Consider the following 16,914-nt stretch of genomic DNA (forward strand, 5'->3'; position numbering starts at 1 on the left):
ATAGCTTGTCGATCGAGCCCGGCCAAATCGGCCGGGCTCTCAGTGTGTCGAAAAACTCCTCACGCCGCAGCGTGCATAAAATAGGATTTTGCCGCTTGCGGCAAAATTCATAAAAACCGGGAGCATGTATCTCGGTTTTTATACAAACCGACTTCAAGTGTGCCTGTAAGGCGCGCGCAGAAGCCGGAATTCTCGATCGAAATGGGGCTTTGTTTCGATCGAAGGCTGTCAAAAAACTAGTTTTTTGACAGCCTCAGCCCGGCCAAATTGGCCGGGCTCTAATTTTTCCGGGATTGCGGAATTAAAAATATATTAGTATAATGGTATTAGAAATGCACCCGCTGCGACTTGCCGTAAGACCGGTGGAAAGGAGCGCATCGCAATATGGCTGAACAAAACGATCTGCTGCACTTTGCGCTTTTGCAGGACAAGGAGCAGCCATTTCGCTATGACGAGGGGCTGACGGTATTTTACGCCCTATGCGGCCGCGCCGCCATTGACACGGTACGCGCGGCATACCCGCTCGCTTCGCAGGGATTTTTTATTGTCGTCCCGTTTGAACCGCATCGGGCGCGCTGCCCCAAAGGGGCCTGCCTGCTGGCGGTTTCGCTTTCGGCTAGGCTGCTCGCACTTGCCGGATGGCCCCGGCGGGCGCGGCTATGCTGCCACGCGCCCGGCCCCGACGGGGAGGCGGCGCACGATCAGGTACGCGCGCTGTTGGCGGAAATGTTTCAGGAATTTTTTCAGAAGAAAAGCTTTAGCACCGCGCACGTGACCGGGCACGCGTTTTCTCTGCTGCGGCTGCTTTTCAGCAGCTTTACCCTGCCCCAGCCCGCGCCGGAGCCGCCGCCGCGGGAGGACCTTTCGCTTTTATGCCGTGCGCTCGATGGCATTTACCGGGATTGGAACGAAAACCTGACGCTTACCGCGCTCGCGGATCGGCTTTTTCTTTCCCCCAGCAAGCTTTCGCGCTTTTTACAGCAGCATTTGGGAATGGGGTTTTCCGAATACCTCGCGGCGGTGCGGCTGGGTCATGCCCGCGCCGCGCTGGCGCGGACCGGCTGCTCCGTCACGCAGATCGCGCTTGATAGCGGGTTCCAAAGCGCGCATTCCTTTATCCGCTTGTTCAAGGCGCGTTATCATGTCACGCCGGGACAGTACCGCCGCGAACAAACCGCAATTTCCCCTGCCGGTTTTGCTGCGGCGCAAACCACCTTTGACAGCGGGCTGGCCACGCTTTTGCAATATGCGCAAAGCCCCGCGAGCGAGCCGCCGATCAGCCGGTGCGCCTGCGCGGCGGCGCTGGACTGCAGCGCCGCGGGGCAGCCGCTGGCGCATACATGGAAAACCATGATCAACCTTGGTTTTGCGCGCGACATCCTGCTCGCGCCGGTGCAGACCGCCGTGCACCGAGCGCAGCGGGATATCGGCTTTGCTTACGCCCGGTTTGTCGGCCTGTTCGACGCCGACATGCAGATATACACGGAGGACGAAAACCAAAACACGGTCTTTCACTTCGCGCTGGCCGACCGCGTGCTGGACTATCTGCTCTCCGAAGGGCTGCGCCCGTGGATCGAACTGGGCGGCCTGCCGCCGCTGCTCGCTAAGAGCCGGCGGCATATCTATAACAGTGCCATGATCATCTCGCCCTGCACCGATCTCGCGCGGTGGCGGGCGCTCGTTACGGCGACGCTGCGCCACTGCATCGCCCGGTACGGGCTGGCCAAGGTGCTGGAATGGAAATTCACGGTTTTGAACATGAACTATGTGTTCTTCGGCTGCATGACGCACGAGGAGTACCGCGGCTTTTATCTGTCAACCTATGAAGCGGTAAAGGCAGCCGAGCCCCGCCTTTGCTTCGGCGGGCCGGGCATTTTCTCCAACATGCTGGACGAGCCGCAGGGCATGCCCGCGTTTTTACGGCTCGCCAAGGCGCGCGGCTGTATGCCCGATTTTTTCACGCTGGAATGCTACCCTTACCATAACATTCTGCGGGACGAGGAGTTTTTGGATTTTGCGATCAGCCAGCTTTCCGCGCCGACCGTGCTTTCGCGGGACGAGGAGTTTCTCGCCCACGCGCTCGACGCCTTTGCCGCCATGCTCTTGCGCTTCGGTGTGGACGATAGGCCGGTATATTTGGAGGAATGGAACTCGACCCTGTGGCAGCGCGACCTTGCGGGCGATACCTGCTATAAAGCCGCCTATCTGATCAAAAACATCTGCGAAAACTATGACAAGGTCGGCGCTTTCGGCTATTGGAGCCTGTCCGACCTGCTTCGGGAACGTCCGCTGCCCGAAGCGGCGTTTCACGGGGGTTTTGGTCTGTTCACCGCAAACGGCATCCCCAAAAGCGGCTATCAGGCGCTCTGCCTGACGGCGCGTCTCGGCGGTCGAAAGCTCGGCGCGGGCCGGGGTTGGTTCGCCGCCGGATCGGAGGAGGGCGTGCAGCTGCTGCTGTACAATTACAGTCACTATGCCAACCTATACCGCTACCGCTATCAGCAGCTGAAAAAGCCCGGCGACGCTTATGCGGTGTTTGAAAACAAAAGCATCGTGGAATTTCAGCTGTTTCTTTCCGGTTTAGCGTCCGGCCCATACCGCATGGAGTGCTACCGAATCGACCGGCAGGGCGGCTCCTCGTTCGACCGGTGGATCGAAATGGGCGCGCCTTCCGTTTTAAGCGACGAAGACGTTTGCTGGCTGGACGATCTGTCCCAGCCGGCGCTCACCGTGCGGCAAGTGACCTGCGAGGGCTCCCTTACCGTAGAAGCTGTTTTAGAGCCACAGCAAACCGAACTGATCCTGCTGCGCCGCGCCGCGGACCCTTGAGGAAAGGAGCCATAAGCCATGTGTGAACCGTTCGACCCGTTAACCATCTCGTTTTCGCTTGTGGAGCATAGCCAGCCCACGCCGCGCTGGCACCCGGGGCTGACGCTGCTTTTCGCGCTTTCCGGCGAATGGACGGTTCGCCTGACAGGCCGTTCCTATCCGCTGCGCGGCGGCGGCCTGTTGGCGCTGTCGCCGTTTCGCCTGTACCGGCTGGATTGCGGCGCGCCGGGTCTGCTGCTGGTCTGGTCCGTGCCCGAAGCCTATCTTGAGCTGGTCGAATGGGGCGGGCGGCCGCTGCATTGCTACGCCCCTTCGGACGCGGACGGCGCGCAGGCGCAGCTCTCCCCTGTCCGGCAGGCGCTGGCGCGTGCTTACGCCGCATACACAGAGCCGTCCGGCGGCTATCTCGCGCTGGTGCAGCGCACGGCGCCACTACTGGAATACTTGCTCTGCCGCTTTGCCGTGCCAACCGCGCCGCTTCCCCTTAGCCGGCTGGAAAGCGCCCTGCAATATTTATGGACGCACTGGCGCGAAAAGCCGTCCGTCGCACAGCTCGCGCGGCAGAACTGTGTTTCCGCCAACTACCTTTCGCATTTGTTTCAGAAAAAGCTGGGGCTTTCGGCAACCGGCTGCCTGAACGCGATTCGTCTGTGCCATGCCGCGGCCGACCTGCGGGGGACGGGCGCCTCGGTCGCCGAGATCGCCTTGCGCTGTGGGTTCCGGGATGCGGGCGCCTTTGCCGCGGCGTTCCGCGCCGCTTACGGGCTTACGCCGGCAAAGTACCGCTTACAGGGGCGGCCCCGCGCCCAGCCCAGCGCCGTGCCCGCCGCCGCCTTGCAGCCCTACACGGTGGGGCGGGAGGACGCGCCCGCGCTCTCCGCCGGTTCGGCCAGCAGCTTTCTCCAAATCAACGCCGCGGAGGAGGGCCGCGCGCTGCCCCACCGCTGGCGCGAGCAGATTGATCTGGGCCGGCTGTACGGCCTGCTGGACGCGCGCACGCAGCAGATCATCGCGCGGGCGCAAAACGAGCTGCCCTTTACCTATGCGCGGGTGCACGGTCTGTTCGACGCGGAGCTACAGCTCGCCCCGGCAAAGGGCGCCTTGCACTTCGCCCTATCCGATCTGGCGGTGGATTTTCTGCTCGCGCACGGTCTCCGCCCGTTATGGGTCATACAAGCGGACGGCGAAACAACGGAGCAGCGCGGGCTATTATGCCGCATCCTCCGGCACTGGATGGAGCGGTACGGCCTATCCGCTTTGCGGCAGTGGCGGTTTACCGTCCCCATGGGCGCGGCGGCAGACGAATGGTTAGAAGCGATCCGCTCGGTCGGCGCGACGCTGTCCGTTGCGATCGAGACGGATGAGAAAAGCCCGCCCCTCGCGGCGGAAAGCTGCGAGCAGGCGGGCCGAATGATTCATTTTTTCTGCGAGACACAGGAGTGCGGCAGGCTTTCCCTGTGCGACGCCGCGCCGCCGGACGCGCAACGCGTGTTTTCCGGCGGCCCGGGGCTGTTTACCGCGAACGGCCTGCCCAAGTGCGGCTGGCTGGCGCTGGGCCTGCTCTCCCTTCTTGGCGGCGAGCTGATCGGCCGGGGGCCGGGGTATATGGCGGCGCGGCGGCAAAACGACGTCCAACTGCTGCTCTATCCAGCTTCCGACACGGCGCTGCCGGTCGATCTGACGCTGGAGTGCGCGGGACTGCCCGCCGGACGGTACCGGCTGCACTGCCGCACCGTGGGGCCGGAATACGGCTCGGTTTATGAAGCATGGCGGCGTATGGGCGCGCCCGAACCGCTGACGGAAGGCGATCTGTCCTATCTTGCACGGCTGGCGCAGCCGCACCGCCGCACCGAAATACTGACCGTGAACGATAGCCTGATCTGGCGGCTTCGCTGTGCGCCGGGCGAGATCCATTTGATCGAGCTGCACGGCATGTAGCTTACGCCGCGATTTCTTCCACGCCGGACAGCGCGCCCGCGGCGTCATATACCGCCCTGACCGAGATCGCGCCCCCGTCGGTCGACTGATAGGCGAACACGCCGCCATCCGGGCTTTCATCGACAAACGCGCTTACCGGCCGCTCGTTCCAATACACATTGCCCGCCTCATAGCGGACGCCGTACGTCTCATACCGGGCGAAGATCTCGGCAATGGTCCGCCCGCCGGCTTGGTCCCCGCCGGAACCGATCGCTTCCGTCACTTGACCGGGCGACGCGGAAGGAACGTTTATATCCCTCCTGTCAAATTCTTGCTGGGTGTAGCGCCGCACGCCCAGCAGCTCTCCAAAGGGGGCGACGCTGCCGTCACCATTGTCGATCACGCTGCGTACCGTGTGCACATCGACCGTGCCGCTTGGCTCCCAATATTCATAGCGCATCGCCTGTCCGCCGTCCCCCAGTTCCACGCCGTCCCAGAAGAGGCGAACGGGCTCGCCGTCAAACAGCATTTTCCCATTCGCATCAAAGGAAACGCCATACGGGCCGTACGCCGCCAATACCTCTTGCTGTGTGAGCGCCTGCGGCGCGGGCGACGGGTCGCCCGCGATATGATCGGTCACCGCCTGCGGCGCTGCCTCCGGCGGTGCGGAGGTGGCGAACGCGGCGGCAGTACCACCCACCACGCAGCACGCGGCCAGCAGGCTCCACGCGGTTGCTTTTTGAATTTTCATAATAGCGCCAATCCTTTCTTCGATCGCATTTTTGCTAAAGCCGCTTACCAAGGGCATAAATGCGCTTTTTTCTCCTCCATGCCGATCAGCGCCAGCGCGTAGGCGGATCTTGCCTTTGCTCCAAACGACCGGACGACCGCCTCGTCGCAAGCCAGCTCGATATCCCGGTTGTCCAGCACATACATGATCCACACGAATGGGTTGAACCAGTGGACAGCCAGCGCCGCCGCCAGCAAAAGCTTCGCCACACCGTCAAAGCGCCGGATGTGCACATATTCATGCTGCAAAACAAAGCGCAGGCATGCCGTGTCCGCCCAGTCCGTCCCCTCCGGCATCAGGATCACCGGATGGAGCACGCCGTAGGAAAGCGGGGCCGGCAAGCGCGCCGACTGGCGCAGCGCAACTTGCCGCTTCATCTTTTTTTCCGCGAGAAAGGCGGCGGCATATGCATTTTCCACCGGGCGGGCGGACGCAAAACGCATGCGGCAACGGATATAGGCTACGGCAAAATACAGGGCGCACAGCACCGCGCCCGCCGCCCATAACCCGATCCAAAGGGAAGGCCGCGCGGCCTGCGGTTGCGCGGCCGGAAGCAGCAGCGCGATGTGACTGCCCTGCCCGGCCGGCAGGCCGGCGTGCGCCGCCGCGCTTTCACCCGGCGCGCGCAAACGGGCGAGCAGCGCGTACACGCTCAGCGGTGAAGGCGCCGAAAATGGAACGGTAAGACGCAGCAGCGCAACGCCCCACAGCGCGGAAAACGTTCTTTTCGGCAAGCGGTGCTTCGCGGCCCACCGCAGCACGAGGATGGCGGCGATCATGACCGCCGCGGACGCGCTCATTTGAGCAAGGTTCATGCCGAGTCACCTCCCAAGCGTTCGACCATTTGCTTGAGCCGTTCGATCTCCTCCGCCGACAGGGTCTTATGGCTTAAAAGAGAAGCGAAAAGCTGGTCGACCGAGCCGTCGAACACCTTGTGCAGCAGCTCGTCGGCCTCCTGCCGTTGCACCTCCTCTCTGGGAATCAGCGCGCGGCACAAAAAGTTGGGTTCCTGCCGCTGCACCGCGCCCTTTTTGATGCAGCGCTTGATCAGCGTATAGGTCGTGTTGATGTTCCAGCCATATCGCTGCGTCATCACATCGGAAATATGCTTGGCCGTTACATCGCCTTCTTTCCAGAGAACGTCCATGACCTTTCGTTCTGAATCCACCAGCTTGACGTCCATTGCAATTCGCTTCCTTTTCTATAAGACTGTTGTAGTATGCCATGTCTATATACTACTGCTGTATTATGAAATTGTCAATAGGCTGGTTATCATCATTTAGCCAATCCATATGTACATTTTTTGCATTCTACTGCCATGAATGTGTTTCGTTCCTGTTATAAATTCACAATCACGCCCGGACGAACCAAGTTTGTCCGGGCAAAAAAGATTTTTGGGGAATATACGCGCGCCTTATCCCTTGGTATACTGATATCATCATATTAGTATATCAGGCAAAAGCCGATATACCGAAGTTCTGCAGACTTGATGTGATCGCATTCCTCCCTTTTCATCCAAAAACAACAAGACCGGTACACTGTCCACCCCTGACGCTTCACACGTCGCTTTTAAGAAAAGGAGAATTTGCATGCACGAAACCAATTTGTCGCCAAGCCGCAAGATCCCGGTGCGCGAGCAGCTCAGTTACAGCCTTTTCGAGTTTGCGCTCAATCCGCTTTACACAATCTATGCTTCCTTTCTGGTTTACTTTTACACGGATATCATCGGCGTGGACGCCGGCATCGTCGGTGTTCTGATCCTGCTATCCAAGGTATTCGACGGCGTTTCCGATTTTTTCGCGGGCAGCATCATCGACCATACGCACACCCGCCACGGCTCCGCCCGCCCGTGGATCCTGCGCATCGCGATCCCGCTGTTTATCGCCTACATCATCACCTTTACCGTGCCGGGCGTGTCCGATATCGGCAAGATCGTGTATATCTTTATTTCCTATAACGTGTCGCAGGCCGTGATCTACACCATGGCGGACGCAACGGCCAACGCGCTGCCCACCTACATGACGATCGACCCCAACACCCGCTCGTCCAGCTACGCGTTTCGCCTGCTGGTGGCCGTGTTTGTGCAAATGGGCTTTTCGGCGGTCTACCTGAACGTGGTCGAACTGCTCGGCGGCGGACAGATGGGCTACATCTGGTCGGCCGCGATCTTGGGCGGCATTTCGATTGTCGCGCTGCTGCTCGCCTTCGGCGGCACCAAAGAAGCCGTTCGCACCATGGAGAGCGGCGCGGACGACGTGCCGGTTTGGACCGCCGTCAAAGCGCTGTTCCATAATAAGTACTGGTTCATGGCGCTCGGCATCAACTTTTGCTCGGTGCTTCATCAGGTCGCGACGCTGACCGTGGGCATCTACTACGCCAAGTACATTTTGAACGACGCGAAGCTGGTCGGTATGCTGACGCTGTACCACCACATCCCCGCGACCATCGCCATGCTGGGCCTGCCCTTTGTGCTGTCGAAGGGCGCTTCCAAACGCAATTTGACCATGCTTTCCGCCGTGATCATGCTGGCCGGTTCTCTCGTTTCTGTGTTCTACTCCACGGGCATGCCGTTCGTTATCTCGATCGGTCTGCGCGGCTTTGGCTACGGCATTGTGGCCGCGGTGTTCCAAGGCATGATCGCGGACACCATTGAATACGGCGAATGGAAAACCGGCGTGCGCGCGCAGGGCGTTACCGTAAGCGCGGGCGGCGCGGGCCAAAAGCTGGGCGCGGGCGTGGGCACCGCTCTGCTGGGCCTGTACCTCGCGTTCAGCGGGTACGACGGCATGGCGCAGGTGCAGTCGGCCAGCGCGATCTCCGCCATTCGCATCTGCTTTATCTTCGTGCCAATCATCATCTACCTCGCCACGCTCGTGCTGGGTTATTTCTTTAAGCTGGACAAGCAGTATCCCCAGATCGTCGCCGAGCTGGAGGAGCGGCACCGCGGCGCTTGATCGCCCGGACAGCCGCGCCACACCCACACCCAAAGAAAGATGAGGAACCTATGTATTCTTTTGCGGATACCACCCCCGCCGCCGTCGGCCTGCATCCCGGCCGCGTCACGGCGTTTCTTGACGGCCTTGCGGAAAACAAGCTGCGCGTACACTCCTTCCAGCTGCTGCGGCATGACAAGGTATTTGCGCAGGGCGCGTACACCCCCTATTCACTGAGCGAAAACCACATGTTTTTCTCCATGAGCAAAAGCTTTACCTCTGTCGCCGTCGGTTTCGCCGCGCAGGAAGGCCTGCTGTCGGTCAACGATCCGGTGCTGGGCTTTTTTCCGGAGGAAGCGCCTCCCCATCCGGGTGAAAAGCTCCGGGCGCTTGCCATTCGCGATCTGCTGACCATGCGCAGCGGGCAGGTCGCGGAACAGATCGAAATCTTAAAGGGCGCGGAGTGGGTCCGGCAGTTTCTTGCGAACGCACCCGTCAAGCAGCCGGGCACGCACCTTGCCTATAACTCGGTCGGCACCTACGTGCTCTCCGCGATCGTGCAGCAGGCAACGGGCCGGACGATATTCGAGTATTTGCAGCCCCGCCTGTTCGAGCCGCTCGGCCTGTCGGGCGGCCTGCGCTGGGAAACCTCGCCCGAGGGAATCAGCGCGGGCGGCTTCGGGATCAGCGGACTGACAGAGGATATCGCGCGGTTTTGCACCTTTGTGCTGCGGAGGGGCGCGTGGCGCGGCAAGCAACTGTTAAACGCCGCGTGGTTCGACGCGGCGAGCGCGCCGCAGGCGGACAACGCCGCAGCCTCCCCCTTGCCGGACTGGCAGCAGGGCTATGGCTATCAGTTCTGGCTGTGTCAGCCCGCGGGGGTATTTCGGGGCGACGGCGCGTTCGGCCAACTCGGCATTGTGCTGCCCGAGCAGGACATGGTGCTGGCTTTTCATTCCGGCTGCGCGGACGATCCGGAGATACAAATCCTGCTGGACCTGATTTGGACGCGCCTGCTGCCCTTTGTCGGCGAAACGGTGCCGGACGCGCCTGAAACGCGCGCCGCGCAAAGCGACCTGGAAAACCGGCTAAGCGCCCTTACCCTGCCTACCTTTTTTGAAAACACCGGCCGCCTTACGCTGCCCGAACAGGCGCAAGACCGTATATGGCGGCTGGAAGACAACCCCTACCGGTTCGATGCCCTGCGCTTTACGCAAACGGCAGAAAACCGCGTGACGCTTACGCTGCAAAAGCAGGGTCAAACCGTATCGGTGCCGCTATGCGCCGACACGTGGACGCGCTGCCCCATGCCCGCGCACGACGAGGGACCGCGGCCGCAGGCCGACTGCTTCACACAGCCCGGCTGGATCGGTTCCAAGGCCGCGGGCCGGGCGTGTACCAAGGGCGACACGCTGTTGATCGACCTTGCCTTTCCCGGCACGCCCTTTCAGGACGCCCTGACCGTTACCTTTGACGGCGACGCGCTTTCCCTGCGCATCCGCCGCGCCGCCAGCTTTTTCCCCGCCGATTTTACCATCGCCGGCCGCGCCGCCGAATAAACGCAAAACGCCAAGGCCAGTGGCCGTGTTGCATGGATCTTGCAACGCGGCCATCAGCGTGTCAAAGAATCCCTCGCGCCACAGCGCGTATAAAATAGGATATTGCCGCAAGCGGCAATATCCATAAAATCCGGGAGCATGTATCTCGGATTTTATACAAACCGACTTCAAGTGTGCCTGTAAGGCGCGCGCAGAAGCCGGAATTCTCGATCGAAATGGGGCTTTGTTTCGATCGACAGACTGTCAAAAATAGTTTTTTGACAGTCTGGTGGCCGTGTTGCATGGATCTTGCAACGCGGCCATTTTTGCATATTCTGTTTCTTTGATACGAACACTACTTGACAAACCCCATGCTTCGAGCTATACTGATCTCAAAAAGACACCCCCTCCCCCGGAGGGGCTAGGGTTAAGATAGGAGCGATACCATGAAGAAACAGTTCACCGTCGGCGGAATGAGCTGCGCCTCGTGCTCCTCCCATGTGGAGAAGAGCGTTGGCGCGCTGCCCGGCGTGTCGAAGGCGCAGGTCAACCTTTTGGCAGGTACCATGAATGTCGAATACGATGAAAACGCCGTCGGCGTGGAGGGCATCGTTGCCGCCGTGGAGCACGCGGGCTACACCGCCGCCCCGCGCGACGAGCAAAACAGCGCCCCCGTCGCCACCGCCCCGCAGGCGGACGACGAACTGAAGGAAATGAAGACCCGCATTATCGTTTCCTTCATCTTCCTTGCGGTTTTGATGGTGTTTTCCATGGGGCCGATGGTCGGCTTGCCGCTGCCCGCCTTTGTCGCGGGACCGGAAAACGCGTTCGCGCTCGCTCTTGTTCAGCTTTTGCTGACGCTGCCGATCGTATTCGTCAACCGCAAGTACTACACGAACGGTTTTAAAACGCTGTTTCGCGGCGCGCCGACGATGGACGCGCTGATCGCGGTCGGTTCGGGCGCGGCGCTGGTTTACGGCGTTTACGTGCTGTTCCAGATCGGCTACGCCACCGCCGCGGGCGACACGCACGCGCTGCATACCTACGCGCACGATCTGTACTTTGAATCCGCGGGCATGATCCTCGCCCTTGTCACGCTGGGCAAGTTCTTTGAAGCGCGCGCCAAGCGCAAGACCGGCGAGGCCATCGCCGCCTTGATGGACCTGCGCCCGCAGACCGCGCAGGTACTGCGCGGCGGCGAGGAAGTCACCGTGCCGGTGGACGACGTGCGCGTGGGCGATCTGATCGTCGTGCGCGGCGGCCAGTCCGTGCCGGTGGACGGCGAAATCACCGAGGGACGCGCCGCCATGGACGAGAGCGCCATCACGGGCGAGAGCATCCCGGTGGATAAAACAGTGGGCGACAGCATCATCGGCGCGACCGTGAGCAAAAGCGGCTACTTTGTGATGAAGGCCGCCCGCGTGGGCGACGATACCACGCTTTCGCAGATCATCCGGCTGGTTGAGGAAGCGGGCGCGAGCAAAGCGCCGATCGCCAAGCTGGCCGACAAGGTCGCGGGCATTTTTGTGCCGGTCGTTTTAGTCATCGCGGCGATCACGGCGGCCGTGTGGCTGATCGCGGGCGAGGGCGGCGCGTTCGCGCTGACCCGCGCGATCGCCGTGCTGGTCATTTCGTGCCCGTGCGCGCTCGGGCTGGCAACGCCGGTGGCCGTTATGGTCGGCACGGGCGTGGGCGCGAAGAACGGCGTGCTGTTCCAGTCCGCCGAGGCGCTGGAAAACCTGCACCGGATAGACAGCGTCATTCTGGATAAGACCGGCACCGTGACCGAGGGCCGCCCGGTCGTGACCGACGTAGTGCCCCTTGGCGTGGACCCCGAAGATCTAAACTCGCTCGCCCTTTCGCTGGAAGAAAAATCCGAACACCCGCTGGCTGACGCGATCGTACGCTATACCCGGACCGAGGGCGCGCGTGTTCGCGAAGCCACCGATTTTTCCGCCGCCGAGGGCCAAGGCGTTTCCGCCATGGTATCGGGCGTTCGCTGCATGGCGGGCAACCGGCGCATGCTGCTGAAAAACGGTCTGGCGCTTTCGCCCAAGGCCAAGCAGGCGGGCGACAGGTTCGCGGCGGAAGGCAAGACCCCGCTGTTTTTCGCCGCCAACCGGCAGGTAGTGGGCATCTTCGCGGTGGCCGACGTGGTCAAGCCCACCTCGCAGGACGCGGTAAAGGCGCTGTCCTCGCTCGGCCTTGAGGTCACGCTGCTGACCGGCGACAATCAGGTCACCGCCGGGGCGATCGCCTCCCAGCTCGGCATCAAAAACGTGGTGGCCGAGGTGCTGCCGCAGGACAAGGAACGCATCGTCCGCGAAAAGCAGGCGGAGGGCAAGCGCGTCGCCATGGTGGGCGACGGCATCAACGACGCTCCCGCCCTCGCCCGCGCGGACGTGGGCGTCGCCATCGGCGCGGGCACCGACGTGGCCATCTCCTCGGCCGACGTGGTGCTGATGAAATCCGATCTGATGGACGCGGTGGATGCGGTGCGTCTGTCCCGCCAAACGATGCGCAACATCCGCCAAAACCTATTTTGGGCGTTTTTCTATAACGTGATCGGCATCCCGCTCGCGGCGGGCGTCTTATGGGTGCCGCTGCGGCTGGGACTGAACCCGATGTTCGCGGCCGCCGCCATGAGCCTGAGCTCGGTTTGCGTGGTATCCAACGCGCTGCGCCTGAAATTTTTCAAAGCCACGCCGCGCGTCGCACGCAAAGCCGTTGTGGCCGCCGTGGCCGACACCGGTCCCGTTTCCGGGGAGATCGCTCCCCGCGATTTTGCCGTAGACGCACCCACTGTGAAGGAGGAAACAAAAATGACGAAAACCATCCGCATCGAAGGTATGATGTGCGCCCACTGTTCGGGCCATGTCAAGCAGGAGCTTGAGGCTATCCCCGGCGTATCCGCCGTAGTCAGCCACGAAACGGGCGAAGCCATCGTGCAGGGCGCCGTGCCCGACGAAGCCACCCTGACGGCCGCCGTTGAAAAAGCCGGCTATAAGGTGGTCGGATTTGCATGAAGGCTGACAAAAACAAGGTTGAGCCGCTGCTGCGCACCGCGCGCGGCCAGCTCGACGGCGTGCTGAAAATGATCGACGAGGACCGCTACTGCATGGATATCGCCATGCAGCTTTCGGCGGTCGAATCGCTGGTGCACAAGGCCCAGCGCGAGGTGCTGCGCGCGCACCTCGCGGGCTGCGTGCAGGAAGCGTTTGAATCGGGCGACGGGCAGGCAAGGGATCGGAAGATTGACGAGATCATCCGCCTGCTCGAAAAGCAATGACCGCGCGCCTGCCGGCGCGGCTGGAGCCGGCGCCGGACGCGCCCGCGCTGCTCGCCGCCGCCGAAGCGGAGGAACGCACGGCCGAGGGGCTGTACATCCGCGATATCGACCTTTCCGGCACCCGCCTGTTCGGCCTGCGTTTGCGCGGGGTCTTGTTTGAGAACTGCCGCCTTTCCGGCTGCTGCTGGCAGCGCGCGGACTGCGTGGACGTGGTTTTTCGCCACTGCGACCTTTCCAACAGCGACTGGCGCGACGGCTATTTTGAGCGCACCGCATTTGAAAGCTGCAAAGCCGTGGGCGCGGCCTTTCCGGAAACCGGCTGGCGCGACGCCATTTGGCAGGGTTCCGCGATGGGCTACGCCAGCTTTGACCGCGCTTCGCTGCGCGAGACGGCGTTTGCGGACTGCGACCTATCCTCCGCTATTCTGGCGGATTGCGCGTGGAAGCGGCTTGCGTTTGCAAACTGCCGCATGGAGAACGTCAGCTTTCTGCACACCGCGCTTGGCGGGCTCGATCTGACCAGCTGCAATATCGGCGGCCTTACGGTCTCAGAATCCTCGGTAGAATTGCGCGGCGCCATCGTTTCGCCCGAGCAGGCCGTCGGCCTTGCCAAGCGGCTCGGCGTGGTGGTCAAGGAATAAGAAAACAAAAATGCCCGGCGGCTCGCGCTTGCCGGGCATTTTTTTAAAAAAGTCTGTCACACGCCGCCTTTTATTCTGTCTAATCAAGCAGGAGGTGTCAAAACCATGGCATTTAAACCAGACCAAACCGCGCGGCTGATCGAACAGGCGCTGAACGGCGACCGGCAGGCGCTCGAAACACTTTTGGAAAGCGTGACCGATCAGGTGTTTCACCTGTCGCTTCGCATGCTGGGCGCGATCCCGGACGCGGAGGACGCGACGCAGGAGATCCTCATCAAGGTGATGACCGGCATTTCGTCCTTTGAACAGCGCTCAGCGTTTTCCACGTGGGTGTTCCGCATCGCGGTCAACCACCTGCGCAGCTACCGCAAGGGCATGTTTTCCCAGCATCCGCTGAGCTTTGAATTTTACGGCGCGGACATCGCAAGCGGCCGCGAAAAGGACGTGGCCGATCTGTCGCGCGGCGTGGACGGCGCGCTGCTGGAACGCGAGCTGAAGCTATCCTGCTCCAACGTGATGCTGCAATGCTTTGACGCGGAGACGCGGCTGATTTTTATCCTCGGCACGATGTTCAAAGTGGACAGCCGCGTGGCCGGGGATATCCTCGGCCTTTCGCCCGAGGCGTACCGCCAGCGCCTGTCCCGCGCGCGCAAAACCATGGCCGCGTTCATGGACGAATACTGCGGCCTTGGCGGACGCGGCCTTTGCCGCTGCCAGCGCCGGACGAATTACGCGATCGCGACCCACCGCCTAGACCCGGAAAACCTCGCATACTCCGCTTTGGAGGAAGCGGACGGCGCGCTCCATTCGTTTACCGACGAGATGGAGCAAATAGACGGACTTTCGCTCGTCTTTTCCTCCCTGCCCGCCTACCGCGCCACGCCGAACGCGCGCCGGTTTTTCAGCGATCTGCTGGAAAGCGGCAGGTTTTCTTTTCTGTCCCGCGACGAGGGAGGCATGTGAGATGACGGAAAACATCATGCTGCCCTTTCTTACCGAACTGCGCGATAACAACACGCTCGACTGGATGCACGCGCACAAGGACCGGTACCAGCAGGCCTTGCAGCAGTTTACCGAGGTGCTGGAGCGGCTGATCGCCCGGCTTGGCGAGGATGAGCCCGCGCTGCTGCTGCTCGACGCCAAGCGCCTGGTTTCCCGCTTAAACCGCGATACCCGGTTCAGCCACGACAAATCGCCCTACACCGCCGCATTCCGCGGGCATATTTCCACCGCCGGCAAGCTGCCCATCCCCGGCGGCTATTACCTATTCCTTGCGCCGGGCGGCAGCTTTCTCGGCGGCGGGGTACCCGCCGCGCCGTTTGCGGACGCGGTATCCATGGTGCGGGACTACATCTGCGCGCACGGCTCTGAGTGGGACGAAATCACCGGCGCGCCCGCGTTTCAGTCCCATTTTACGATGGTGGGCGAAAAGCTCAAAAACGTGCCGCGCGGCTATGACCCGGCCTTTCCCCAAGCCGAAGCGCTCAAGTATAAAAGCTGGATCATCGAATGCCCGATCGCGGATGAAGCGCTTGCTGATCCCGAAGCCTTTTGCCGGTCGGCGGCAAAGATCTTTCGGCTGATGCGCCCCTTTAACGCTTACCTGAACACCGCCCTGCGGGATTTTCAAATGCCGCAGCGGCCAAAAAAATAACTACCCAAACACGGTGCGCGTCCTTTTCGCGGCGCACCGTGTTTTTTTGCCCGCCATGGCCGGGGGCTGTTTGTACTTTACCGCGGCATGTGGTATAATAGCCGAAAAACGGCTATTATACCCGGATTAAATAATTATACCATCAGCGGCTCTTAGGTGCGTTTTGACTCTTCGGAATTGCTTGCCGCTGTGGTATAATAGCCGCGAAACGGCCTGTCGCGTGTGGCGTCAGTCTCATTTTTTGGGGGATCAGCCTATGGAAATCAAACAGATCATGTATTTTATGGCAGTCGCGGAACAGGGCAGCTATTCACGAGCCGCCGCCAGCCTGTCCGTTTCTCAGCCTGCGCTGTCCATGGCCGTTAAAAAGCTGGAGGAAGAGCTGGGCGTCAAGCTGTTTCATTATTTTGACCGGAAGCAGCGCCTGACCGAGGAGGGCGTCAAGCTTCTCGACGGCTCCAAGCAGCTTGTGGATATTTATCAGAAAACGGTGGAAGAGGTGCAAAACACAAAAGAATCCGCCGCAGGCTCGTTCACGCTCGGCCTTTCCCCTTTGTTCGGCGCTTGTTTTTTTGGCGATCTGATCCCGAATTTCTCCAAAGCATTTCCCAATATTCATATCCATATGATCGAGGACGGCGCGAATAAAATCAACCAGTGCATTGAGAGCGGCGAAGTGGATATTGCCGTTACGCTGAAAACCGCACGGCTCAGCAACTTTTCCAGCATACATTTTACGACCCAGAGAAACGTTGCGTTGTTGCACGAAAGCCACCCGCTCGCGAACGCGAAGGGGATCACCATATCCGCGCTGCGAAACGATCCGTTTGCTATATTCAATCAGGATTTTATATTGCACCAACAAATTATGGCGGCCTGTCGCGATGCGGGTTTTCGCCCTCAGATCGCGCTGCTTAGTTCCCAGTGGGATTTTATGGTTGAGTTGGTGGCGAAAAACCGAGCGGTGTCGATTTTACCCAAGCCTGTTTTGATCAAACATCCGATTCCCCATGTCACCGGTGTGCTTCTGACCGACAGCATGAAATACTGGGATATCACGTTGGCCTGGAACAAAAACAAATACATGCCGCACGCCTGCAAGCTCTTTTTATCCTATATTCAAAACCACCTGCCGCCGGACGACTTATAAAATATGTTTTAAAGGGACGCTGCGACCTATTGCGGCGTCCCTTCTTATATATAAATTATATTTATACCACACCATTGCAAGTATTTATAATTTGGAGTGTTTTAATAAATAAATCAGAGCAATATCAGTAGTTTCCCTACTAGAACTTTATCATGCTTCCCAATATAATTATC

The 16,914-nt window shown here is 60.7% G+C and carries 13 protein-coding genes; 10 read left to right on the forward strand and 3 right to left on the reverse strand.

What is annotated here, in order from left to right; all coding sequences use genetic code 11:
- Nucleotides 1-384: 384 nt before the first annotated feature.
- Nucleotides 385-2,829 (forward strand): GH39 family glycosyl hydrolase, encoded by a 2,445-nt coding sequence (locus NE562_RS07625; RefSeq protein ID WP_280961809.1) that lies wholly within the window; start codon nt 385-387, stop codon nt 2,827-2,829.
- An 18-nt stretch (nt 2,830-2,847) separates the two neighbouring features.
- Nucleotides 2,848-4,767: a helix-turn-helix domain-containing protein gene (locus NE562_RS07630; protein ID WP_280961810.1), complete on the forward strand. Its 1,920-nt coding sequence runs from the start codon at nt 2,848-2,850 to the stop codon at nt 4,765-4,767.
- Between the two features lies 1 nt (nt 4,768).
- Here NE562_RS07630 and NE562_RS07635 read toward each other — a convergent pair whose 3' ends face one another.
- From NE562_RS07635 to NE562_RS07645, 3 genes are read right to left on the reverse strand one after another with little or no spacing between them, the layout of a single operon-like run.
- Nucleotides 4,769-5,497, reverse strand: coding sequence for a hypothetical protein (locus NE562_RS07635; protein ID WP_280961811.1), 729 nt, complete (start codon nt 5,495-5,497; stop codon nt 4,769-4,771).
- A gap of 44 nt (nt 5,498-5,541) precedes the next feature.
- Complete coding sequence (locus NE562_RS07640; protein ID WP_280961812.1) at nt 5,542-6,351, reverse strand: M56 family metallopeptidase; 810 nt, start codon at nt 6,349-6,351, stop codon at nt 5,542-5,544.
- Nucleotides 6,348-6,719, reverse strand: coding sequence for a BlaI/MecI/CopY family transcriptional regulator (locus tag NE562_RS07645; protein WP_280961813.1), 372 nt, complete (start codon nt 6,717-6,719; stop codon nt 6,348-6,350). The genes NE562_RS07640 and NE562_RS07645 overlap by 4 nt, the downstream gene beginning before the upstream one ends.
- A gap of 406 nt (nt 6,720-7,125) precedes the next feature.
- Between NE562_RS07645 and NE562_RS07650 the strand changes: the two genes are divergently transcribed.
- The 8 genes from NE562_RS07650 to NE562_RS07685 all read left to right on the forward strand — a co-directional run bounded on the left by NE562_RS07650 (nt 7,126) and on the right by NE562_RS07685 (nt 16,741).
- Nucleotides 7,126-8,490 carry an MFS transporter gene (locus tag NE562_RS07650; RefSeq protein ID WP_280961814.1) on the forward strand — a complete coding sequence of 455 codons (1,365 nt, stop codon included), beginning with the start codon at nt 7,126-7,128 and terminating at the stop codon, nt 8,488-8,490.
- 50 nt (nt 8,491-8,540) lie between these two features.
- A complete protein-coding gene (locus tag NE562_RS07655; RefSeq protein ID WP_280961815.1) occupies nt 8,541-10,028 on the forward strand; it encodes a serine hydrolase domain-containing protein in 1,488 nt (495 codons plus the stop codon).
- Nucleotides 10,029-10,453: 425 nt separating this feature from the next.
- Complete coding sequence (locus NE562_RS07660; protein WP_280961816.1) at nt 10,454-13,033, forward strand: heavy metal translocating P-type ATPase; 2,580 nt, start codon at nt 10,454-10,456, stop codon at nt 13,031-13,033.
- Nucleotides 13,030-13,296, forward strand: a complete 267-nt coding sequence (locus tag NE562_RS07665) for a metal-sensing transcriptional repressor (protein WP_280961817.1) — start codon at nt 13,030-13,032, stop codon at nt 13,294-13,296. Before NE562_RS07660 ends, NE562_RS07665 begins: the two co-directional genes overlap by 4 nt.
- Nucleotides 13,293-13,937, forward strand: coding sequence for a pentapeptide repeat-containing protein (locus tag NE562_RS07670; RefSeq protein ID WP_280961818.1), 645 nt, complete (start codon nt 13,293-13,295; stop codon nt 13,935-13,937). Before NE562_RS07665 ends, NE562_RS07670 begins: the two co-directional genes overlap by 4 nt.
- 105 nt (nt 13,938-14,042) lie before the next feature.
- Nucleotides 14,043-14,900 (forward strand): RNA polymerase sigma factor, encoded by an 858-nt coding sequence (locus tag NE562_RS07675; protein WP_280961819.1) that lies wholly within the window; start codon nt 14,043-14,045, stop codon nt 14,898-14,900.
- Nucleotide 14,901: 1 nt separating this feature from the next.
- Complete coding sequence (locus tag NE562_RS07680) at nt 14,902-15,591, forward strand: DUF2461 domain-containing protein (RefSeq protein WP_280961820.1); 690 nt, start codon at nt 14,902-14,904, stop codon at nt 15,589-15,591.
- Between the two features lie 256 nt (nt 15,592-15,847).
- Nucleotides 15,848-16,741 carry a LysR family transcriptional regulator gene (locus NE562_RS07685; protein ID WP_280961821.1) on the forward strand — a complete coding sequence of 298 codons (894 nt, stop codon included), beginning with the start codon at nt 15,848-15,850 and terminating at the stop codon, nt 16,739-16,741.
- Nucleotides 16,742-16,914: the final 173 nt, after the last annotated feature.

It is taken from the genome of Butyricicoccus faecihominis (assembly GCF_024462775.1).
Lineage (GTDB): Bacteria > Bacillota > Clostridia > Oscillospirales > Butyricicoccaceae > Agathobaculum > Agathobaculum faecihominis_A.